Raw genomic sequence first — 19,874 nt, 5'->3', positions numbered from 1 at the left:
GCTGCCGCGCTCGTCGCGGCAGCGGCCGTCGCCGGGGTCAGTGCGCGTGTTTGGACAGGTCCAGCGAGCGCGGCACCAGAAGCGTGACGGCGACCGCGGCCACGGTCATCACGGCAAAGCCCACGAGCCCGGTCTGTGCGAGGGACTCCACGAAGGACTGGTTGGCCAAGGCGATCAGCTCCTGCGAGCCGGTCTGCGCGGCGATTCCAGCGGCGCCGCCCAAGGATTCGCGGGCCGCGTCGGCCTGGGCCCCGTCCAGGCCGAAGCCGCTCAGCGCGGTCGAGGCGAGTCCCGCGCTGTAGACGGCCGCGGCGACGCTGCCCAGGATCGCCACGCCCAGAACGCTGCCGAGTTCGTAGCTGGTCTCCTCCAGGGCCGCGGCGTTGCCGGCCTTGTCCTGGGGGGTGCCCGACATGATGATGGCCGAGCCCACGGCCAGGGAGCTGCCCCCCGCCCCGAGCAGCATCATGGCCAGGACCATCCACCCGTAGGTCAGCGGGGCGGGTGCCAGGAAGACGACGAGGAAACCCACCCCGGCCACGGCCAGGCCCCCGCCGAGCACGGCACGGGCCCCGATGCGGGCGGCCAGCGCCGGGGCCAGCGGAGAGGCCACGCCCACGGCCAGCACGGCGGGCAGCATGGCCACACCGGCCTCCAACGGTGAGGCGCCCTGCACCAGTTGCAGCCACTGCGCCGCCAGGAGCAGCAGCGCCGACATGGCGAACATGAACGTCAGCGCCGCCACGATGCCCGCCGTGAACGGGGCGCTGCGGAACAGGCGCAGGTCCAGCATGGGGTCGGTCTGCGTCAGGCAGCGCCGCACGAACCACGTCAGGACCACCGCGGCCACGGCGAACGCCGCCCAGGCCTCGGGGGCGGTGAACCCCTCGCCGGCGAACTTCTTGATCGACCACACCAGGGCGACCATGCCGCCGATGGAGGCCAGCGCCGCCAGGCTGTCCCAGCGCGGCGGGATGGTGCTGCGAAACTCCGGCAGCAGGAACAGGCCCGCGACCAGGGCGATCGCCATGAGGGGGACGTTGATCAGGAACGCGGACTGCCAGGCGCCGAGTTCGAGCAGCAGCCCGCCCACGACCGGGCCCACGGCCATGCCGACCGAGGAGACCGCCGCCCAGATGCCCAGGGCGGTGGCGCGCTCTTGGGGATCGGTGAAGACCACGCGGATCATCGACAGAGTGGTGGGCATGATCATCGCCCCGCCCACGCCGAGCAGCGCCCGGATCGCGATCACCAGGGCGGGTGTGGTCGCGGCCAGCACGAGCAGTGAGGCGAGCGCGAACACGGCGAAGCCGGTGAGCAGCATGCGCTTGCGCCCGAAGCGGTCCGCCAGGGCGCTCATGGGCACGAGCAGGCCCGCCAGGACGAGCGCGTAGATGTCGATGATCCACAGCTGCTGGGCCGCGGTCGGGGTCAGGTCCGCGGTGATGTGCGGCAGCGCCACGTTCAGGATCGTCATGTCGATGGAGATGACGACCAGGCTCGCCGACAGCACGGCCAGAGCCGCCCATCTGCGGGCCCGGCTCAGTGTTGCCGGTGGTGACTGGTGGTGGGTGGTCATGCTTCCTCGTCCCGGGGGCGCAGCAGGGCCGTGAGGCCGCGGGTCAGGGTGGTCAGGTCCAAGGGCTCGTCGGCCAGGGTCGCGTGCAGGGTGACCCCGTCGATGTAGACACCGATGTTGTGGGCGGTGACGGGGTCGGTCCACGCCGAGGCCATCTGGACGAACCCGTCGAACCAGCGCAGCGCCAGGTGGCGCAGGGCGGGATCCTGGGCGGCGTTGCTGTACAGGGCCGCGTCGGCGCGCACCTGGTCGGTGTTGCTGAGGTAGGCGTGCAACAGGCCGGCGAGCACCCGGGGGTCCCCGTCGGCCTCGGCCACCTGTTGCGCGATCACGGCGAGTTCGTCGTTGATCTCGTCCGCCAGCTGTTCCAGGGCGGCCGCGCGCAGATCGCCCAGCGAGGAGAAGTAGTAGGTGGTGGAGCCCAGGGGCACCTTCGCACGCGCCGCGACCTGGCGGTGGGTCAGGTCGCCGGACTCCAGGATCAGTTCGGCCGCCGCCCGCACGAGCGCCCGGCGGCGCGCCTCGGGATCACGGGGGCTGCGCGTGGCTGCGCCGTTCGTTGCACTCATCCGCACTCCTTCTTCTCAACCGACCCTATTAATGTACCATCGTACATGTACGACCGTACATGTACCTGCGTACATTTATTGTGTGGCGCTCTCATCTGGACGAACGCCGAGTACGGCCACACCTAACGAGCAAGGAGACATTCCGTGGGTCCAAGAGCAGATTCTGTGGCGGGCGGGCGCCGAGCCCTGGTGGTCGGCGGGGGTATCGCCGGGAGCGCGGCGGCCTGGTGGCTGCACCACACGGGATGGGACGTGGTCCTGGTCGACGCCAGCTCGACACCCCACGTCGGCGGCTTCGTGCTGGACCTGGACACCACCGCCCAAGAGATCCTGCGCGCGATGGACGCCGAGGACATCATCACGCGCACGAGCGCCACCAGCCCGGCGACGGCCTTCCGGCTCACCCGCGGGCCCCGCCCCTGCAAGGTCACCTTCGTCGGCGGGAAAGCCCGCCTGTCCCACCGGGTGAAGCTGATCGAGGAGCTGCTCCAGCACGTGCCCGAAGAGGTCGACGTGCGCCTGGGGGTGCGGCTGGAGACGCTGGAGCACCGCGCCGAGGACGTGCAGGCCCGCTTCGACGACGGCTCGGCGGAGCCCTTCGACATCGTCGTCGGCGCCGACGGCCTCCACTCCACCGTGCGCAACCTGGCGCTCTCCCCCCAGGAGACGAGCCTGTACCGCAACGGCCTGTCACTGCTGTGGACGACGGTGAACCGCCCCCTGCCCGGTGCTGACGGCCTGGTCGTGAGCCGCAATCGCACCGTGGTCTTCGCCTACCCCTACCCCGACACCGACAAGACGCAGATCATCGCCGCCCTGCCGACCCCCCGCCCCGTCACCGACACCCGGCCGCTCGCCGAGCAGGTCGCCGCGGTCCTGCACGAGATGGGGGGCGACCTCACCCCCATAGCCGAAGGCGTACTGGAGGCCGAGGACACGCTGCTCACCCGCTTCACCCAGGTTCGCGCCCCCCGCTGGTCCTCGGGCCGCGTCGTCCTGCTCGGCGACGCCGCCCACTGCATCGACCCGCTCTCCGGACTGGGGGCCCACGGCGCACTCCTGGGGGCGGTGACCCTGGCCAAAGCACTCCAAAGGCACGGCGAGGACACCACGGCCGCGTTCGCCTCCTACGAGGCGCACGTGCGCCCCTTCGTGCAGGCGAGCCAGCACACCACCGCGCGAGCCGTGGAGTACGCCACACGGCCGGAGTCCAAGAGCCGGTGGGCGACCCTCCTCGGTGGAGCCGGTGAACTGGTCCGGACCCTGCCCCAGGCGCTCTCCGCACCCGGCCGCAGGGCGCTGAACGGCACCGTGGACCTGTCCACCGTCCACCGGGTCCGCTCTTGAGCAGGGGCCAGGGGCAAGCAAGGCCCGCGAGATCGGCGCCGTGGACGGCGCCCCTCTCACCGACCCGGCCGCGCGGGACTGGCGTCGGCATCTGAAGAACACCCGCACCGGCCGGGGCGCCCGTCTGGGCGCGGCCGCCATCAACAACCGGCTCGCAGCCGTGGACGCCTTCTTCGCCCTGCGCGGCTCGGGCCGGCCTCCGGTGGTGCGCGAACACCTGCCCCGCCCCCTGCACCCCGCACCCTGGACCAGCGCACGCTGTTGCGATTCCTGCGCACCGTGGCCCGCGACGCAGGACCGCGGGACCGGGCCATCTGCCACCTGGCCTACAAGGGCCGCGCACCGGGGTCAGGCACCCGCGCAGGCGAAGGCGGCCGCGTGTTCCCGGGTCCACTTCTCGAACGAGGTGACGTCGAGCCCCAGGGCCCTGGCGTGTTCGGGGCGTCCCACCCGGGGGACCGCGTTCATCCAGTCGTGGCCGGTGCCCGCCGGGTGCAGGCCTGCGGAACTCGCCGACACCGCCGATGCACGAGAGGCCCTGACGCGGTGGCTGGAGGCGTTCACCGACTACGCGTCCTCGTCGTGGGGGATGGCCGAGGTCCTGGTGGCGGAGGGGCTCGTGGGCACCGACGACACGGAGGCGTGTTCGGCCAGGCTCACGGCCGCCGTCGCCCCGCTGCTGCACCGCGCCGTGCGGGACGGCGCAGCAGCACCGGGGGCGACCCCGGCTGACCTGGTGACCCTGGTGAGCGGGATCGCCCTGGCGACCGAGGGGCGCGCGGACGCCGCCGGGGAGGCGCGGCGGCTGCTGCGGCTGACCCTGGCGGGGGTCCAGGCCCCGGCCTGACCGGATTCCGGCTCTCCGGAACCCGTCCGTTCCAGGACCTGGACCTGGGGCATACCTTGGGATCGTCGAGCAGGGGGTCGAACGCCCTCATGCCCGTGGCCGCCACGCCCTCTGGACGGGCCCGGGAGCCCACGCCCCGTCGTCGGCCTCCCTCAGCGGCCGAGGTCCGCCGACCATCTCCGGTAGGGAGAAGGAGTGGCTGTCCGGCATGGCGCTGCGGCGGCAGGTGAACGGCGACAGCCGCTCCACGTCGGCCTCACACACGTCGAACCCCTCGCCGCGCAGCTTGTCCACCGCGGCGTCCATGTAACTGGTGTTGAACAGGACCACGGAGTCGAGCACCGGGCCCAGCGCGCCGAGCCCCGCACGGCAGGCAGGTCAGGCGTCTCCGTTGAGCATGGCGGCGGTCAGGACGCCGCCGGCGACGCCCCAGCCGCCGTCGGCGACCTCGTCGACCAGCACGACGGTGGTGGGTCGGGCCCGCTCACCGTAGATCTCCACGTACAGCTCGGTGGTGCGCTCGACGAGTTTCTTCTTGTCCTCGGGGGTGATGGTGCCCGCGGGGACCTTGAAGTTGGCGAAAGGCATGGGTGTTCCTCCTTGGATGGGTTCTCCCGTGATGCGGAAGCGTGTGTCCGAGAACGTGTGGCCACGGTGCCGTTCTCGGTTGGTGTAGGCGTCGGCAGGTGCCGACGCGGGGGTCAGCGGCTCGTCGGTGCCGAGCCGTTGGCGGGACCGCGCCCGGATCCGGGCGCACATGAGCGACTCCACCTCGCAGCCGTCGCGGCTGGGGCCGGTGCGTGCGTCAACGGTTGTCGGCAGGGGGGAAGCGGTCGGTGCCGCCCGGCCTGGCGCCGGGGACGACGGGGTGCGGCGTCCGACCGCGGCGTCACACCAGGCCCCCGTTGGCCCGAATGACCTGGCCGTTCACCCAGTGCCCTGCCGGGCTGGCGAGGAAGGCGACCACCTGGGCGATGTCCTGGGGGGTGCCCAGCCGCTCCAGGGGCGCCGCCTTGGCGAGCTGGTCGATCTGCTCGGGCGTCTTGCCTTCGAGGAACATGTCCGTGGCCGTGGGGCCCGGGGCGACGGTGTTCACGGTGATGTCCTGCCCGCGCAGCTCGCGGGCGAGGATCAGCGTGATCGACTCGACGGCCGCCTTGCTCGCCGCGTACGCGCCGTAGGCGGGGAAGCTGGTGCCGACCACGGAGGTCGAGAAGCCCACGAACGAGCCGCCCGCGCGCAGTCGTCGGGCGGCCTGCTGGGCGACGACGAAAGCGCCGCGGATGTTGGTGCGGTGTACGGCGTCGAGCACCGCCAGGTCGAGGTCGGCGATGGGCGACAGAGCGAGCCGGCCGGCGCAGTTCACCACGACGTCCACCTCGCCGAACACCTGCTCGGCCCGGTCGAACAGCTCGGCGACCGCGTGCTCGTCCGCCACGTCCGCCCGCACCGAGACCGCCCGCCCGCCGGCGGCGGTGATCGCCGCCACCACCTCCTCGGCGGCGGCCGCGTCGCGGGCGTAGTTCACCACGACGGCGAGGCCGTCCTGGGCGAGTCCGAGGGAGACCGCTCGGCCGATGCCGCGTGACCCGCCGGTAACGACGGCGACACGCGTGTCCGGCGAAGGGGTGCTTGTGGTGTGCTCCGTAGTCATGTCCTCCACGGTGCACGCCGTTGACCGGCGGAACCAGGGGATCCCATCCCCTGTGTCGCCGGCCCGGCCGGACGCAGAATAGACGGCATGGGTTCTGTGAGATACACCGAGCTGGGAGCTTTCCTGCGCTCTCGGCGTGAACGCATCCGTCCGGCCGATGTGGGACTTCCCCACGGGCTCCGCCGCCGGGTGCCCGGGCTGCGCCGCGAGGAGGTCGCCCAGCTCGCAGGCGCATCGGTGGACTACTACAACGAACTCGAACGCGGTGCCGGATCCCAGCCCTCCGAGCAGATGGTCGCCGCGTTGGCGAGGGCCCTGCGCCTGACCGCCGACGAGCGCGACTACCTCTACCACCTGGCCGACCGCCCGGTGCCCGCGCACGGCGGACCGGCCTCGCACGTCCACCCCGGCATGCTCGACCTGCTCATCCGTCTGACGTCGACACCCGCACAGGTCATCACCGACCTGCACGTCACCCTCGTGCAGAACCCGCTGGCGATAGCGCTGCTCGGGGACCACTCCGGCCTCCGCGGCGCTCGGGCCAGCTTCGTCCACCGGTGGTTCACCGAGCCCGGCGCCCGGCAGATGTACCCCGAAGCCGACCACGAGGGCCAGTCCCGGGCCTTCGTCGCCGACCTGCGGGCAGCCGCTGCCAGACGAGACGCCAAGGACACCGAAGTCCGCTCGATGATCAGCTCGCTGACCGACGCCTCCCCCGAATTCGCCGCCCTGTGGGCCGAACACGACGTGGCGTTCCGGCGCGACGACCGCAAACGCCTCGACCACCCCACGCTCGGCCTGATCGAGGTCAACTGCCTCCACCTGTTCAGCGAGGACGGCCGGCAGCGGCTGCTCTGGTTCACCCCCGCGGTCGGCACCGACAGCGCCGACCTCCTTGACCTGCTCGCCGTTCTCGGTACCCAGGAAGTCACCGGACCGGCGCTCTGAGGACCTCCCGACCACGATCCCGGGCCGTGTAGCGCCCCTCACCGTCCGGGTTGGAAACGGGGGGTGCGCGCCGGGCGGGCACACGGCTCGGCGCACACCCCTCCACGGAAGGTCAGCCGTTGTACGGGGCCGCCGCGTCCAGGACCCGGACCACACCGAAGCGGTCCTTGAGTGTCTCGTGCCGGATTCTTCAAGGGCCCGGGGCCGACGCGTCCGGGGCCGTGCTGGTGCGCAGCGACCGCGACACCTACCAGCCCACCACGCGGCGTGAGAACACATCGATCACGAACGCGGCGCAGACCAACCCGGCGGCCGTTGCCCCTTTCGGGCTTGCTTGGTCCGCCCCCGCTGGGCCCCGTCCGGAGGCGACGGGGCCCAGCGGGGCGTACACATGCCGGCAGCGAACGCGACTGGATCGGTGAACTACTGTTGCTTGCCATGGCGCATCCCCCGATCGGCCTCACCGCGGAGTTGGTCCGAGGTCTGCTGCTCGAACAGCACCCCGACCTCGCCGACCGCCCCCTGCACTCGGGGACGCGGGGCTGGGGCAACCAGATGTGGCGGCTGGGCGATGACCTCGCGGTCCGGCTGCCCTGGTCATCGCTGTCCACCGACGCGCTGATGCGCGCAGAGCTCCCCTGGCTGCCCACACTCGCCCCGCGCCTTCCCCTGCCGGTTCCGGTCCCGGTGCGACTGGGCGTGCCCAGCCCCCGGTTCGAGCGGCCCTGGATCGTCACCACCTGGGTACCGGGCACACCCGCCGACCTGGCCCCCGCCACGAACGCCGAACGAGCGGCCGAGGACCTGGCCGCCTTCCTGACCGCTCTGCACCAGCCCGCCCCCGACAACGCCCCCGCCGGCCGCAAGGGCGGACCCCTCGCCGCCTGCGCCGAGCAGTTCCGCGAACAGTTCGCCTCGGCCACCGCGATGGGGCTGGTCGAGGATCCGGACGCCGTCCGCGCGATCTGGAGGAACGCCGTCGCCGCACCCGCGTGGCGGGGCCCCGCGCTGTGGCTGCACGGCGACCTGCACCCGGCCAACGTCCTGACCGCGGACGGCACCTTCTGCGGGGTGGTCGACTTCGGCGACCTGTCCACGGGCGACCCGGCCTGCGACCTGGCCGCCGCCTGGATCCTGCTGCCGGACGGCGCCGTCAGGCGCTTCTACCGCGCCTACCGGCCGACCCCGGACCCCGCGACCCTGCGCCGGGCCCGCGGGTGGGCCGTGCTGTGCGCCCTGGGCGGCCTCCTCGTCGGTGAGGCCGGGGTCCGCGGACGCGCGGGCGGCCACGCCAGCTGGGGGGCGCCCGCCCGCGCCGCGCTACGGCGCCTCACCAAGGGCTGAACAGGGCTCCGGCAGGGAGAAAGGTGTGCACCGGGCGGGTGCTCGGCCCGGCGCACACCCCTCCGCGCGGGGTCAGCCGTTGTAGGGGGCCGCGACGTCCAGGACCCAGACGACGCCGAAGCGGTCCTTGAGCATCCCGTAGAGCGGTGCCCACTGGGAGGGCTCCAGTGGCTGCACGATGGTCGAGCCCACGGACAGCTTCTCCCAGAAGCCGGTGATCTCGTCGGCGCTGTCACCGCGCACGGAGACGAAGACGGCGTTCTCGCCCTGGTCCCACGGCATCGCCGAGGGCACGTCGTAGGCCATGACGCGGAACCCGTTGTCCGCGACCACCTGGCCCCAGACCACCCAGTCCGCCTCGTCGGGGTTGGTCACGTTGCCCGCGTCCTTGTAGGTGACGGCGACGACGTTCCCGCCGAAGACGGAGTGGTAGAAGTCGAGCGCCGCGCGGGCGTCGCCGCGCAGGTTCAGGTGGGTCGTGGTCGTGATGGACATGCTGGCTCCCTGGTCGTGTGGGTGTGGACATGCGCCGAGCGGGTCCGTGTCACGGGCGGGCGGTCCGGCGTGACCGCGGCGTCCGCCCGGCCCGAGGCCGGGCGGACGCCGCCGCTCCCCTTGGCGGCGGGTACCTGGTGCCCGCCGCCAAGGGGCCGTGACCTGCGATGACCGCGCCTGTGTCGGTCCCCGTCGGCGTCTGCGGTCTCACATTGGCAGGGGTAGGGGCCAGGGTGTGTCCTCTACTTCCAGCAGGATGGATCCCATGGTGATGAAGACTTCCGCCCGCCTGCTGGCGCTGCTCTCCGTGCTCCAGACCCGCCGGGACTGGTCGGGTCAGGACCTGGCCGACCGTCTGGACGTCAGTGCGCGCACGGTCCGCCGTGACGTGGACCGTCTGCGTGGACTCGGCTACCCGATCACGACCTTCAAGGGGCCCGACGGCGGGTACCGGCTCGACGCGGGGTCGCGGATGCCCCCGCTGCTGTTCGACGACGAGCAGGCCGTCGCGCTGGCCGTCGCGCTCCAGGCGGCCACGGCCACCGGCGCCGGGATCGGGGAGGCCGCGGCGCGCGCCCTCAACACCGTTCGACAGGTCATGCCCGCCCGCCTGCGCCAACGGATCAACGCGGTCCGGGTCGCCGTGGTCGCGCCGCCCGCCGCCCCGCAGGCGCGGGCCGACGGCGGGCTGCTCACGGCGATCAGCGCCGCCGTGCACGCCCGCGAGGAACTGCGCCTGGACTACGCCCCCGCCCTTCCGGCGGCCTCGTCCCGGGAGGAGGCCGCCGTGAGCCCGCGCCGGGTCCAGCCCCACCACCTGGTCACCTGGGCGGGGCGCTGGTACCTCCTGGCCTGGGACGTCGAGTGCGAGGACTGGCGGACCCTGCGGGTGGACCGCGTCGCGCTGCGCAGTCCCAACGGCCCCCGGTTCACCCCTCGGGAGGTGCCCGGGGGTGATGTGGCGGCCTTCCTCATCGGCGGGTTCCGGGGCGCGGACGGAACGGTCGACTGGCCCTGCCGCGGTGAGGTGATCCTCGACCTGCCCGCCCGCGCCGTCGCTCCCTTCGCGCACGACGGGCTGGTTGAGGAGGTGGGTCCCGAGCGCTGCCGCCTGGTCCTCGGCTCCTGGTCGTGGGTCGGCCTGGCCTCGGCCGTCGGCCGCTTCGACGCCGACTTCGAGGTCGTCGGACCGCCCGAGCTCGAGGACGCCTTCGCGCGGCTGGCCCGCCGTTACGCGGGCGGCGGCCGTCAGGCCCGCGCCCCCGAGCGCTGACCGCGCCGGAGAGCGGATCGCGGCACTCCGGGGTGCGGGCGGCCCCGGCCTCGGAAGGGTGAGACCGGCGGGGGTGCGAAGCCCCGGTCGGAGGCCGCCGGTGCGCGGGATCGGGCGTACAGAAGGGGATGTGGCGCCCATAATGGTGGTTCGTGATCATAGACAAGGCGATTTACCACGATGGCAGGCGCCAGGAGATCGAGGGCGACATCAGCGACGCCTTCGACGAGGCCCGCCGCGAGCAGGGCGACTGCTTCGTGTGGATCGGGCTCCACGAACCCACCGCGGAGGAGTTCGGCCTCATCGAGGAGGAGCTCACCCTCCACCCCCTGGCCGTGGAGGACGCGCTCACCGCCCACCAGCGCCCCAAGCTGGAACACTACGACGACACCCTGTTCGCCGTGGTCAAGACGCTCGCCTACCACGAGGAGACCTCCGACGTCGAGGTCGGCGAGGCGATGCTGTTCATCGGCGAGGACTTCGTGGTCAGTGTCCGCCACGGCGCCGCCAACCCGCTCGACCGCGTCCGCAGGCGTCTGGAGGCCGATCCCACCCTGCTGGCCATGGGCCCCGCCGCCGTGCTCTACGGGGTGTGCGACGAGATCGTCGACCACTACGGCACGGTGGTGCACAAGATCGAGTCCGACATCATCGAGCTGGAGCGCGCGGTCTTCCGTCCCCGCGGCTCGGACGTGACCGAGGACATCTACCACCTCAAACGCGAGGTGCTGGAGTTCCGCAGCGCGGAGAGCCCGCTCATCCCGGTGCTGGAGGAGATCGCCAAGGGGCGCATCCAGCGGTTCGAGGAGACCCGGGAGTACTTCCGCGACGTCCTGGACCACCTGCTGCGGGTGGACGACCAGGTCGACGACCACAACGAGCTGCTCACCAGCGCGCTCACCGCCCACCTGGCCCTGCTGGGCAAGCAGCAGAACGAGGACGTCCGCAAGATCTCCTCCTGGGCGGCCGTCATCGCGATCCCCACCATGATCGCCGGGTTCTACGGCATGAACTTCGACCACATGCCCGAACTGCACTGGCTGTTCGGATATCCCCTCATCATGGGCGTGATGGTCGGCGCCTCCGGCCTGGCCTACCACCGGCTGCGCAAGAACGGCTGGTTGTAGACGCCCCGGGCCGGGAGGGCGCGGCTTCCTCTCCGGTCCGGGCACGGTCCACGAACACGGATTCCCTCCCCGTGCCGCACAGGCTTCTCCCTGATACACACAACCCCTTGCCTAAAGCCCTTAGGGAAAAGTACAGTGGTTTCTGGCAGATGGGGGAGAGGTTATGGCACACGCGGGACTGACCACCGAACGCCTCACCGAGGCGGGAGCAGAGCTGGCAGACGAGGTCGGCTTCGAGCGGGTGACCGTCTCGGAGCTGGCCCGGCGCTTCGACGTCAGGGTCGCCAGCCTGTACTCACACCTGCGCAACTCCCAGGACCTGAGAACACAGATCGCCCTGCTCGCCCTGGAGGAACTCGCCGACCGGGCCGCCGACGCCCTGGCCGGGCGGGCGGGCAAGGACGCCCTGACCGCCCTGGCCAACGTCTACCGCGACTACGCCCGCGAGCATCCGGGCCGCTACGCCGCGGCCCAGCTCAGACTCGACCCGCAGACGGCCGCCGCCAGCGCCGGTGTCCGGCACGCACAGATGACGCGGGCGATCCTGCGCGGCTACGACCTGACCGAGCCGGACCAGACCCACGCGGTCCGCCTGCTGGGCAGCGTCTTCCACGGCTACGTGACCCTGGAGCTGGGCGGAGGGTTCAGCCACAGCGCCCCCGACACCCAGGAGACCTGGACACGGACCCTGGACGCCCTCGACGCCCTGCTGCGCAACTGGCCCGCGCCCTGACCGCGGCCCGCGCCCTCCCGCCGACGCCGAGCCGCGCCCGCCGACCCACCAGACTTCACGACGGCCCCGACCACCAGGTTGACACCATGAACACCCGGCACCACTGGACCACCACACCCCTCACCGCGGACCTCCTGCGCGGCGCCCTCGACCTGGAGCGCACCGAGCGCGGCGTGCTGCCGCACCGGCTGCCCGCGCGGGCCCGCGCCCAGTGCGGGGACCCGCAGCTGCTCATGGCCGAGTCCCAGCCCTCCGGGGTACGGCTGGCCCTGCGGACCCGGGCCACCGCCGTCGAACTCGACACACTGCCCACCAAGCGCGCCTACACGGGAGCCCCGCCCCGCCCGGACGGCGTGTACGACCTGCTCGTGGACGGTCGCCTCGTCGACCAGGCCACTGCGACCGGCGGCGACACCCTGACCGTCGACATGGCCACCGGCTCGGTCGAGCACCGGCCCGGACCGGTGGCCACCGTGCGCTTCACCGGCCTGCCCGACCGCGTCAAGGACGTCGAGATCTGGCTGCCGCACAACGAGACCACCGAACTCGTCGCCCTGCGCACCGACGCGGCCGTCGAACCCGCACCCGACCGGGGGCGCAGGGTGTGGCTGCACCACGGCAGCTCCATCAGCCACGGCTCCAACGCCGCCAGCCCCACCACCGTCTGGCCCGCGCTGGCCGCCTCCCTCGGCGGTGTGGAACTGGTCAACCTCGGTCTGGGCGGCAGCGCCCTGCTCGACCCGTTCACGGCCCGCGCCATGCGCGACGCCCCCGCCGACCTGATCAGCCTCAAGATCGGCATCAACCTGGTCAACGCCGACCTGATGCGCCTGCGCGCCTTCGGTCCCGCGGTGCACGGCTTCCTGGACACCCTCCGGGAGGGGCACCCCAGTACACCGCTGCTGGTCGTCTCGCCGATCCTGTGCCCCATCCACGAGGACACGCCCGGCCCGTGCGCCTTCGACCCGGGCTCCCTGCGCGCCGGGGAACTGCGGTTCCGGGCCACCGGCGACCCCGGCGAGCGGGCCGCCGGAAAGCTGACACTCACCGTCATCCGCGAGGAGCTGTCACGTGTCGTGCGCCAACGCGCGGCCGAGGACCCGAACCTGCACTACCTCGACGGCCGCGAACTCTACGGTGAGGCGGACAACGCCGAGCTGCCGCTGCCCGACGACCTGCACCCGGACGCCGCCACACACCGGCGCATCGGTGAGCGCTTCGCCGAACGCGCCTTCGGCGCGGGCGGCCCGTTCCACGGCCACAGACCCTGAGAGGCCCGACAGGCCCGCCCTTCCCTCGCGGGTCAGGCCGGGCCGGAGCGCGCGGACACCAGCTCCTGGGCCTCGCGCACGATCTGGGCAAGCCGGGAGTGGTGGGCGCCGGGCCAGTACACCCGCTCGCACCCGGAGCAGCGCGCGAACACGTCGTAGGTGGCGCGGGTGCCCGCCTCCAGGTCCTCGCGTACCTCCTCCTTGGCGGCGTGCACCAGTTCGCCGTTGCACGCCGGACAGCGGGTCCAGGGCCGCAGAGGCGGGGCGAAGCGCTCCAGCACCTCGCGCAGCTGCCCGGCGGGCCGCTGCTCGCGCACGTAGCCGCCTGCCCGCAGGCCGCTGCGGCTCAACAGTCCGCGGTCGCGGGTGAGCAGCACCCTGTCCTCGGCGTTGGCCTGGCGGAACAGGGAGGGGTCGTCGCGGTCGTTGTCGTAGGCGGTGTCCAGACCCAGCAGGCGCAGGCGCCGGGCCAGGGTGCCCAGGTGCACGTCGAGCAGGAACCGCGGCTCGGCGAAGGGCAGGCGCTGCGGGTACTGCACGGGCAGGACCTCCACGGCCTCGTCCGGGGCGGGGATGTGGGAGGCGGGGGTGGTGCGGCCGTCGACGCGCAGCGCGCCGACCTCGGTCAGGGGTACGCCCAACGACTGGACGACGTGTCCGAGGGTGGAGGTGGAGTCGCCCTCCAGACGCACGGTTCCGCTCCGGTGCCGTGAGGGCAGGAAGAACCGCAGTTCGGGCGCGAAGCTCAGGTCCAGCATCGGTTCTCTTCCTTCCAGCGGTCCGTTCCCGCCCGCGGACCATGGGGCCGATCGGTCGCGGCGGGCCGCGGTGCGGCAGGTACCCGGCGCGGTCGGTGCGCGGTTCAGGACAGGAGCGGGCGGACCCGTTCGGCGGTGAAGCGCACGAAGCCCTCGGGGTCGGGCTCGTCGGCCGTGGGCTGCAACACCACGGTGTCGGCTCCGGCCTCGGCCATGTGCCGCGCCGCCTCGGCGATGCGGTCGGCGTCTCCGGCCACGCCGGTCTGCGGTGTCAGGCCCTCGGCGCGCAGTTCGGCGGCCATGCGCCGGTCGGCGTCGGGGCCGGTGGCGGCGAGCAGGTAGACGGTCACGGGGTGGTGGCCGGGACGCCCTGCGGCCTCGCGTCCCTGGTCGACCAGTCTCCGTGCCCGTCGCACGCCGTCCACTCCCGCCGCGGCGTCCAGGATGGTGCCGTCGGCGGCCTGTCCGCTCAGGTGCAGGGTCCGCGGTCCGCGGGCACCGGCCAGTACGGGGACGGGAGCGGTGGGCGGGTAGTCCAGGGCGACGTCGTCCAAGGTGACGTAGCGGCCCCGGGAGGTGACCCGCTCCCCGGCCAGCAGGGCGCGCAGCGCGTCCAGGTGTTCGCGCAGGAGGGCGAGCGGGGAGTCGGGGCGCGCGCCGACCTGGGCCATCCAGTCCTGCACGCCGTGGCCCACGCCGATGCGCACGCGGCCGGGGAAGAGCCGGTGCAGGGTGGCGGTCTCCATCGCGGTCAGGGCGACGTTGCGCAGGGGGACGGGGAGCAGGCCCACGCCCACGGTGAGGTTCTCGGTCCAGGCCAGGGCTGCGGAGGCGGCGGCCACGCCGCTCTCCAGGAAGCAGTCCTCCCACAGCCAGAGCTGGTCGAGTCCGGCCTCGTCGGCCGCGCGGGCCACGGAGCGCAGGCGCTCGGGGGGCAGTTGGGGGCGGAAGACGGCTCCGAGTTCGGTCATGGTGCCGTTCTACCGGGCGGGGGTGGGCGGGGACAACGACTTTTGCCCTCCCCGCCCCCGGTGGTGCGGACCGGGTCCTCCATCGACGGGGGAGGGCCCGGGCGGTCGCTCAGGGCGCGAGGCGCACCACGCCGCCGGAGTCCGTCACGGCGACCAGGGTGATCTCGAAGCCGTTCATGACGAACACGCCCCCGGGCCCCTCCTCGTCCGGGGGCGGGAGGTGGCCCGACAGGGTGGTGCCGGGGCCGTAGCCGCTGACGTCCAGCCCGTCCTCGCCCACGGCGTCGACCACGAACCGGTCCACGCCGTGGGAACCGTCCATGGCGAACTCGTCGCCGCTCTCCACCAGCACCTCGCAGTCGGCGTCGGCGCAGGCCTGCAGGTCGGTGCCGTCGGCGGCCTCGGGCGGCGCCGGGGCGGTGGGAGAGGGGGAGGCGTCCCCGGGAGGGGAGGCGTCGGCGGCCGAGGGGTCGGGGGTCGCCGCGTCCTGCTCCTGCGCTCCGGCGCAGCCGCCGAGCAGGGCGGTCGCGGCCCCGGCGGCGGCCAGGACGCGGATCCGGTGGAGGGTGGTGGTCATGGTGCCCCGTCCATGGGTCGGGCCGCGCACGTCCGGGGGTGAGGGGAGGCCGCGCGGCGGTGGCCTCGTCGCCGACGTTTGTGCCCCGCCTCCGTGGTGTCCATACCCCAGCCGGTGTGGTGCGCGTCACTCCAGGGCGGGTCGCGCCGACGGCGCCTCCGGTCACGGGGACGGCCCCCCGGGGGGCGGGCTCGTTAGGCTGGGGCCCAGTGCACCCGAGCGAAAAGGCGGCGCCCATGGGCCCGGTGGTGGAGTCGGTCAGCTGCGGTTCCGGACACACCTTCAGCAAGGAGGTCCTGCCACGGATCCGCCTTCTGGCAGGGCTGGGCGTGGAGGGGGACGCCCACCTGGGCGCCACCGTTCAGCACCTGTCCCGGATCGCGGTGAATCCCGACCAGCCCAACCTGCGCCAGGTCCACCTGGTGGCCGCCGAACTCCTGGAGGAGGTCGGCGAGGCCGGGTTCGCGGTCGCCCCTGGACAACTAGGCGAGAACATCACCACCCGCGGCTTGGACCTGCTGTCCCTGTCCGCGGGCACCGTCCTGTCCTTCGGTGACGGGGCCAGTGTGCGGGTCACCGGCCTGCGCAATCCCTGTGCGCAGATCGACGGCTTCTCCCGGGGGCTGCTCAAACAGGTTCTGCGTCGCGGGGAGGACGGCACCGTGGTGCGCAGGGCCGGAGTCATGGGCGTCGTGCTGACCAGCGGCATCGTCGAACCCGGTATGGCTGTGCGCGTGTGGACACCCCAGGGTGCCCACACACCTCTCGAACGGGTCTGAGGAGAGGCCCCGGGCCCCTCACACCAGTGAGGCCAGCAGCTCGGGGTCGGCGTGCACGCGGATGCCGACGACGCGGTCGCCCTCGACGGTGAACGCGAGCGCCGCGTAGGGCCGCCCCTGCGACAGGGACACCAGCCCGGGAAGGCCGTCCACGGTCACCACACGCGCGGCCTGGGCCAGGCGTGAGAAGGCGATGGCCTGGCCCGCCACCGCCTCGGCTCCGCTGGTGGCCGTGGGCACGCCCCGCATCGTCGCGATCTCGTCGGCGCTGACGGTCACGTCGGGGGCCAGCACCGCCATCAGCCCTTCGAAGTCGCCGCCGCGCGCCGCGGCCATGAACGCCTCCACCACCCGGTACCGCCGGGCCGGGTCGGGCGTGCCGTCGGCGTCCGCGCCGCGCACACGGCGCCGCGCGCGGCTGGCCAGCTGCCGGACGGCCGCCGGGGTGCGTTCCAGGATGGACGCGATCTGGTCGAAGGGCAGCGCGAACAGGTCGTGCAGTACGAACGCCAGCCGTTCGGCCGGGGTGAGCGTGTCCAGGACCACCAGCAGCGCCGTCCCCACCGAGTCGGCCAGGAGCGTCTGCTGCTCGGGGTCGGTCTGCGGGGCGGCCAGGAAGGGTTCGGGCGTGTCCTCGCCCACCGGGTCCTCGCGGCGCGAGGCGCGCGAGCGCAGCATGTCCAGGCACACCCGGCCCACGACGGTGGTCAGCCATCCGGCCAGGTTGTCGATGCTCTGGGCGTCGGAGCGGCTCAGTCTCAGCCACGTCTCCTGCACCGCGTCCTCGGCCTCGCTCGCCGATCCGAGCATCCGGTGGGCGATCGAGCGCAGCAGCGTTCGGTGCTCCTCGAAGAGCGCGGCCCACATCTCGTCCGTGTTCATCTGTCACATTCCTTCGTCGGCGTCCGTCGTGGTTTCGATTCATCGGGCTGACGTCTGAATGCGGCCCGATGTGACCGGTTTCGACGAGGAGATCCATGAACACCTGGAACGAACTGCGTTCGCTGCTGCGCGGACCTGTGCTCACCGGCGGCGAGGAGGGGTTCGACACGGCCCGGCGTCCCTGGAGCCTGTCCGTGGACCAGCCCGTGGCGGCGGTGGTGGAGGCCGCCGACGCCGACGACGTGGCCGCCCTGGTCCGCCACGCCCACCGGGAGGGGCTGGCGGTGGCCGCGCAGCCCACCGGGCACGGCGCCTCCGGTGACGTCAAGGGCGCGGTGCTGCTGCGCACCAAGGCACTGGACGAGGTGAGTGTGGACCCTGAGCGAAGGGTGGCCCGTGTGGGCGCGGGTGTGCCCTGGGGGCGTGTGCAGGAGGCGGCCGCCGCGCACGGCCTGACCGGTCTGCCGGGCAGTTCCCCGGTGGTCGGCGTGGCCGGGTACACCCTGGGCGGGGGTCTGAGCTGGTTCGGCCGCCGCCACGGGTGGGCGGCCGACGGCGTCGTCGCCCTGGAGGTGGTCGACGCCCGGGGGGAGCGGGTGCGGGTGACGGCGGAGTCCGACCCCGACCTGTTCTGGGCGCTGCGCGGCGGCGGGGGCGACTTCGCGGTGGTCACCGCCCTGGAGTTGGCCCTGCATCCCGCGCCGCGGCTGTACGGCGGGCGCGTGGTGTGGGCCGCCGATCGGGCGGAGCGGGTGCTGGCGGCCTACACCGAGGTCACCGCGCACGCGCCTCGGGAGCTGACGGTGTGGTTGAACCTGCACCACGTCCCGGGTCAGGAACCGACGGTGTCGGTGGACGCGACCTTCCTGGGCGGGCCGGAGCGGGCGCGTGAGCTGCTGCGTCCGCTGGAGGCGGCCGGGCGGCCGCTGCGCGACACCCGCGGGGTGCTGCCGCTGACCGGACTGGGGTCGATCACCGCCGAACCCACCGACCCCTCGCCGGGCCTGGCGCGCGCCGCGCTGCTGGCCGACCTGGGTCCGGATGCGGTCGGGGCGCTGCTGGCCGAGCCGATCGCCCCGCTTCTGGGCGTGCAGGTACGCCACCTGGGCGGCGCGTTCGCCGACGCCTCCGACACCCCGTTCGGTCCGATGGACGAGCGCTACTACCTCTACGCGATGGGCGTGCCGTTCAGCCCGCGGATGGCTCCGCAGATCCGGGCGCGTATGGAGGGGCTGGTGGCGTCGCTGGGGTCGCAGGTCAGCGTCCGCAAACCGTTGACCTCGCTGGTGCCGGGGGAGTCGGTCGCCGACGTGTTCTCCGCGCGGGCGCTGGAGCGGTTGCGGCGGATCAAGGCCGAGCGCGACCCGCAGAATGTGGTGCGGTCCAACTACCCGGTGCTGGGCTGACGCGGGCCCGGTCCGGGCGGTGTGCCGCCCGGACCGGGCCCGGCTCCTCAGCTCTCGCCGCGCCGCAGGAGGCGGTCGTGGCGCTGACGGGCGGCCTGGGCCGAGCCCAGCCCGAGGCCGAAGGCGATCTCCTGCCAGGTCATGCCGCGTCCCTTGGACATCTGCAGCAGTCCGGCCTCCAGCTGGTCGAACTCGGCGCGCGCCCAGGGCACCAGGGTCAGGGCGGCGGTGAGGTCGTCCTGGTCCACGGCCGGAGCGTCGGGGTCGGGCTGGGCGCCGCCCGCGGCCAGGTCGGCGACGCGCCGCAGGGCGTCCAGGGGCGCCATGGGCATGCGCGCCTCGTCCCAGCGCGTGCGGTGCTCGCCGGTGGCGTGGCGTTCGGTGATGCGCAGCAGCGCCTCGTGGGTGCGCATGCGGCGGGCGCTTCGCGGGTCGGGTCGGGTGAAGGCGCTCTCGTGCTGTTCCTCGCTCATGCCTCCAGAATGGGGACGTAAACCCTCTGTTGTCAACTAATAATTTTCAACAAATTGTTCACTCGGGGTTCTGGTCGGCCAGGAACTCCGCGAAGGTCACCTTGCCCACCGCCCGGTCCGGGGCCAGGTGGCCTCCGGCTCGGTAGGCGGCGAAGACGGCGCCCGGCAGACGTACGGGCACCGTCCGCAGGCCCGTCCCCGCCCAGCGCTGGTAGGCCGCGGCCAGGTCGCGGAAGGACTCCACGCGCGGGCCGCCCATGTCCGCCACGCGCCCCGCCGGAGGGCGGTCGGCCAGGTGGGCCAGGCGGGAGGCGACCTCCTCGACCGCCACGGGCTGCACGTCCACGTCGGGGACGGGCATGAGGGGCAGGCGGGCCGCGCCCGCGCACAGCCTGCGCACCAGGTCGTGGAACTGGGTGGCGCGCAGCACCGTCCACCCCAGGCCGGAGGCCGCCAGAGCGCTCTCCACGGTGTGCTTGGTCCTGTAGTAGCCCAGCGGAACCCGGTCCACACCGACGATGGAGACGTAGACCAGGTGCGCCACGCCCGCCTCGCGGACCGCGCGGATCAGGTGGGTGGCCGCCTCGATGTCGCCGCCCGCGGGGGTGCTGGCGCAGTGCACGACGGTGTCCACGCCCTGGACCGCGTCGGACAGCCCGGTGCCCCGGCGCAGGTCCACGGCGAAGGACGCGGGGTCCTCCGGATCGGGGTGGCGGCTCAGGCTGCGCACCTGGTGCCCGGCCCGGCGCAGGCGTTCCACGACGGGCCGTCCCAGAGTGCCGGTGCCGCCGGTGACGAGGACTGTCTTCATGGGCGCTCCTTCGCTTCCCGGAGGACCCAT

22 protein-coding genes are annotated in these 19,874 nt (G+C 73.1%); 10 read left to right on the top strand and 12 right to left on the bottom strand.

Going from position 1 to position 19,874, the window contains the following annotated elements; translation table 11 throughout:
* Nucleotides 1-37 precede the first annotated feature (37 nt).
* Nucleotides 38-1,579: an MFS transporter gene (locus G011_RS0104005; protein WP_026337999.1), complete on the bottom strand. Its 1,542-nt coding sequence runs from the start codon at nucleotides 1,577-1,579 to the stop codon at nucleotides 38-40.
* The gene (locus tag G011_RS0104000; RefSeq protein WP_026337998.1) at nucleotides 1,576-2,148 is read right to left on the bottom strand and encodes a TetR/AcrR family transcriptional regulator; all 573 of its coding nucleotides are present in this window, start codon (nucleotides 2,146-2,148) and stop codon (nucleotides 1,576-1,578) included. The genes G011_RS0104005 and G011_RS0104000 overlap by 4 nt, the downstream gene beginning before the upstream one ends.
* 144 nt (nucleotides 2,149-2,292) lie before the next feature.
* On the opposite strand from G011_RS0104000, the gene G011_RS0103995 reads away from it, so the two are divergent.
* Nucleotides 2,293-3,495: an NAD(P)/FAD-dependent oxidoreductase gene (locus G011_RS0103995; RefSeq protein WP_155979708.1), complete on the top strand. Its 1,203-nt coding sequence runs from the start codon at nucleotides 2,293-2,295 to the stop codon at nucleotides 3,493-3,495.
* Between the two features lie 481 nt (nucleotides 3,496-3,976).
* A complete protein-coding gene (locus G011_RS31595) occupies nucleotides 3,977-4,342 on the top strand; it encodes a hypothetical protein (protein ID WP_019607345.1) in 366 nt (121 codons plus the stop codon).
* Nucleotides 4,343-4,429: 87 nt separating this feature from the next.
* Here the strand turns inward: G011_RS31595 and G011_RS0103980 are convergent, their stop codons facing one another.
* The 3 genes from G011_RS0103980 to G011_RS0103970 all read right to left on the bottom strand — a co-directional run bounded on the left by G011_RS0103980 (nucleotide 4,430) and on the right by G011_RS0103970 (nucleotide 5,996).
* Nucleotides 4,430-4,684, bottom strand: coding sequence for a transposase (locus G011_RS0103980; protein WP_019607344.1), 255 nt, complete (start codon nucleotides 4,682-4,684; stop codon nucleotides 4,430-4,432).
* 36 nt (nucleotides 4,685-4,720) lie between these two features.
* Nucleotides 4,721-4,930, bottom strand: coding sequence for a 4-oxalocrotonate tautomerase family protein (locus tag G011_RS0103975; protein ID WP_019607343.1), 210 nt, complete (start codon nucleotides 4,928-4,930; stop codon nucleotides 4,721-4,723).
* A 301-nt stretch (nucleotides 4,931-5,231) separates the two neighbouring features.
* Entirely contained in the window at nucleotides 5,232-5,996 is a 765-nt protein-coding gene (locus G011_RS0103970) for an SDR family oxidoreductase (protein ID WP_026337997.1), read from the bottom strand.
* A gap of 87 nt (nucleotides 5,997-6,083) precedes the next feature.
* Between G011_RS0103970 and G011_RS0103965 the strand changes: the two genes are divergently transcribed.
* Together G011_RS0103965 and G011_RS0103960 are read left to right on the top strand one after the other, a co-directional pair.
* Nucleotides 6,084-6,944, top strand: coding sequence for a helix-turn-helix transcriptional regulator (locus G011_RS0103965; protein WP_231391370.1), 861 nt, complete (start codon nucleotides 6,084-6,086; stop codon nucleotides 6,942-6,944).
* 438 nt (nucleotides 6,945-7,382) lie between these two features.
* The gene (locus tag G011_RS0103960; RefSeq protein ID WP_019607340.1) at nucleotides 7,383-8,288 is read left to right on the top strand and encodes an aminoglycoside phosphotransferase family protein; all 906 of its coding nucleotides are present in this window, start codon (nucleotides 7,383-7,385) and stop codon (nucleotides 8,286-8,288) included.
* Between the two features lie 72 nt (nucleotides 8,289-8,360).
* On the opposite strand, the gene G011_RS0103955 is transcribed toward G011_RS0103960, so the two are convergent.
* Nucleotides 8,361-8,783 (bottom strand): VOC family protein, encoded by a 423-nt coding sequence (locus G011_RS0103955; RefSeq protein ID WP_019607339.1) that lies wholly within the window; start codon nucleotides 8,781-8,783, stop codon nucleotides 8,361-8,363.
* 265 nt (nucleotides 8,784-9,048) lie between these two features.
* Between G011_RS0103955 and G011_RS0103950 the strand changes: the two genes are divergently transcribed.
* From G011_RS0103950 to G011_RS0103935, 4 genes are all read left to right on the top strand, one after another.
* Nucleotides 9,049-10,056, top strand: a complete 1,008-nt coding sequence (locus G011_RS0103950; protein WP_019607338.1) for a YafY family protein — start codon at nucleotides 9,049-9,051, stop codon at nucleotides 10,054-10,056.
* Between the two features lie 152 nt (nucleotides 10,057-10,208).
* Nucleotides 10,209-11,183: a magnesium/cobalt transporter CorA gene (gene corA, locus G011_RS0103945; protein ID WP_019607337.1), complete on the top strand. Its 975-nt coding sequence runs from the start codon at nucleotides 10,209-10,211 to the stop codon at nucleotides 11,181-11,183.
* 163 nt (nucleotides 11,184-11,346) lie between these two features.
* Nucleotides 11,347-11,916 carry a TetR/AcrR family transcriptional regulator gene (locus G011_RS0103940; RefSeq protein WP_019607336.1) on the top strand — a complete coding sequence of 190 codons (570 nt, stop codon included), beginning with the start codon at nucleotides 11,347-11,349 and terminating at the stop codon, nucleotides 11,914-11,916.
* Nucleotides 11,917-12,002: 86 nt separating this feature from the next.
* A complete protein-coding gene (locus G011_RS0103935) occupies nucleotides 12,003-13,187 on the top strand; it encodes a GDSL-type esterase/lipase family protein (RefSeq protein ID WP_019607335.1) in 1,185 nt (394 codons plus the stop codon).
* 32 nt (nucleotides 13,188-13,219) lie between these two features.
* Here G011_RS0103935 and G011_RS0103930 read toward each other — a convergent pair whose 3' ends face one another.
* The 3 genes from G011_RS0103930 to G011_RS0103920 all read right to left on the bottom strand — a co-directional run bounded on the left by G011_RS0103930 (nucleotide 13,220) and on the right by G011_RS0103920 (nucleotide 15,493).
* Nucleotides 13,220-13,945 carry a Mut7-C RNAse domain-containing protein gene (locus G011_RS0103930; protein ID WP_019607334.1) on the bottom strand — a complete coding sequence of 242 codons (726 nt, stop codon included), beginning with the start codon at nucleotides 13,943-13,945 and terminating at the stop codon, nucleotides 13,220-13,222.
* Between the two features lie 104 nt (nucleotides 13,946-14,049).
* Nucleotides 14,050-14,916, bottom strand: a complete 867-nt coding sequence (locus G011_RS0103925) for an LLM class flavin-dependent oxidoreductase (protein ID WP_019607333.1) — start codon at nucleotides 14,914-14,916, stop codon at nucleotides 14,050-14,052.
* A 109-nt stretch (nucleotides 14,917-15,025) separates the two neighbouring features.
* Nucleotides 15,026-15,493, bottom strand: a complete 468-nt coding sequence (locus tag G011_RS0103920; RefSeq protein ID WP_019607332.1) for a hypothetical protein — start codon at nucleotides 15,491-15,493, stop codon at nucleotides 15,026-15,028.
* Between the two features lie 236 nt (nucleotides 15,494-15,729).
* Here G011_RS0103920 and G011_RS0103915 point away from each other — a divergent pair, with 236 nt between their 5' ends.
* Complete coding sequence (locus G011_RS0103915) at nucleotides 15,730-16,272, top strand: MOSC domain-containing protein (RefSeq protein ID WP_019607331.1); 543 nt, start codon at nucleotides 15,730-15,732, stop codon at nucleotides 16,270-16,272.
* A gap of 18 nt (nucleotides 16,273-16,290) precedes the next feature.
* On the opposite strand, the gene G011_RS0103910 is transcribed toward G011_RS0103915, so the two are convergent.
* Nucleotides 16,291-17,154: a sigma-70 family RNA polymerase sigma factor gene (locus G011_RS0103910; protein ID WP_019607330.1), complete on the bottom strand. Its 864-nt coding sequence runs from the start codon at nucleotides 17,152-17,154 to the stop codon at nucleotides 16,291-16,293.
* A 95-nt stretch (nucleotides 17,155-17,249) separates the two neighbouring features.
* On the opposite strand from G011_RS0103910, the gene G011_RS0103905 reads away from it, so the two are divergent.
* Nucleotides 17,250-18,560 carry an FAD-binding oxidoreductase gene (locus tag G011_RS0103905; RefSeq protein WP_019607329.1) on the top strand — a complete coding sequence of 437 codons (1,311 nt, stop codon included), beginning with the start codon at nucleotides 17,250-17,252 and terminating at the stop codon, nucleotides 18,558-18,560.
* Between the two features lie 47 nt (nucleotides 18,561-18,607).
* Here G011_RS0103905 and G011_RS0103900 read toward each other — a convergent pair whose 3' ends face one another.
* Together G011_RS0103900 and G011_RS0103895 are read right to left on the bottom strand one after the other, a co-directional pair.
* Entirely contained in the window at nucleotides 18,608-19,033 is a 426-nt protein-coding gene (locus tag G011_RS0103900; protein ID WP_013153039.1) for a hypothetical protein, read from the bottom strand.
* Nucleotides 19,034-19,091: 58 nt separating this feature from the next.
* Complete coding sequence (locus G011_RS0103895) at nucleotides 19,092-19,844, bottom strand: SDR family oxidoreductase (RefSeq protein ID WP_019607328.1); 753 nt, start codon at nucleotides 19,842-19,844, stop codon at nucleotides 19,092-19,094.
* Nucleotides 19,845-19,874 lie beyond the last annotated feature (30 nt).

The organism is Nocardiopsis sp. CNS-639, assembly GCF_000381685.1.
Classification (GTDB): Bacteria; Actinomycetota; Actinomycetes; order Streptosporangiales; family Streptosporangiaceae; genus Nocardiopsis; species Nocardiopsis dassonvillei.
The sequence above is the reverse complement of the archived record's forward strand: the minus strand, read 5'-3'. Positions and strand labels throughout refer to the sequence as shown.

Coding starts and splice junctions, on each gene's coding strand:
- G011_RS0103960 (WP_019607340.1), top strand. CDS start 7,383: ATGGCGCATCCCCCGATCGGCCTCACCGCGGAGTTGGTCCGAGGTCTG.
- G011_RS0103950 (WP_019607338.1), top strand. CDS start 9,049: ATGGTGATGAAGACTTCCGCCCGCCTGCTGGCGCTGCTCTCCGTGCTC.
- G011_RS0103965 (WP_231391370.1), top strand. CDS start 6,084: ATGGGTTCTGTGAGATACACCGAGCTGGGAGCTTTCCTGCGCTCTCGG.
- G011_RS0103895 (WP_019607328.1), bottom strand. CDS start 19,844: ATGAAGACAGTCCTCGTCACCGGCGGCACCGGCACTCTGGGACGGCCC.
- G011_RS0103940 (WP_019607336.1), top strand. CDS start 11,347: ATGGCACACGCGGGACTGACCACCGAACGCCTCACCGAGGCGGGAGCA.
- G011_RS0103935 (WP_019607335.1), top strand. CDS start 12,003: ATGAACACCCGGCACCACTGGACCACCACACCCCTCACCGCGGACCTC.
- G011_RS0104000 (WP_026337998.1), bottom strand. CDS start 2,148: ATGAGTGCAACGAACGGCGCAGCCACGCGCAGCCCCCGTGATCCCGAG.
- G011_RS0103970 (WP_026337997.1), bottom strand. CDS start 5,996: ATGACTACGGAGCACACCACAAGCACCCCTTCGCCGGACACGCGTGTC.
- G011_RS0103955 (WP_019607339.1), bottom strand. CDS start 8,783: ATGTCCATCACGACCACGACCCACCTGAACCTGCGCGGCGACGCCCGC.
- G011_RS0103910 (WP_019607330.1), bottom strand. CDS start 17,154: ATGAACACGGACGAGATGTGGGCCGCGCTCTTCGAGGAGCACCGAACG.
- G011_RS0103915 (WP_019607331.1), top strand. CDS start 15,730: ATGGGCCCGGTGGTGGAGTCGGTCAGCTGCGGTTCCGGACACACCTTC.
- G011_RS0103925 (WP_019607333.1), bottom strand. CDS start 14,916: ATGACCGAACTCGGAGCCGTCTTCCGCCCCCAACTGCCCCCCGAGCGC.
- G011_RS0103930 (WP_019607334.1), bottom strand. CDS start 13,945: ATGCTGGACCTGAGCTTCGCGCCCGAACTGCGGTTCTTCCTGCCCTCA.
- G011_RS0103920 (WP_019607332.1), bottom strand. CDS start 15,493: ATGACCACCACCCTCCACCGGATCCGCGTCCTGGCCGCCGCCGGGGCC.
- G011_RS0104005 (WP_026337999.1), bottom strand. CDS start 1,579: ATGACCACCCACCACCAGTCACCACCGGCAACACTGAGCCGGGCCCGC.
- G011_RS0103975 (WP_019607343.1), bottom strand. CDS start 4,930: ATGCCTTTCGCCAACTTCAAGGTCCCCGCGGGCACCATCACCCCCGAG.
- G011_RS0103900 (WP_013153039.1), bottom strand. CDS start 19,033: ATGAGCGAGGAACAGCACGAGAGCGCCTTCACCCGACCCGACCCGCGA.
- G011_RS0103905 (WP_019607329.1), top strand. CDS start 17,250: ATGAACACCTGGAACGAACTGCGTTCGCTGCTGCGCGGACCTGTGCTC.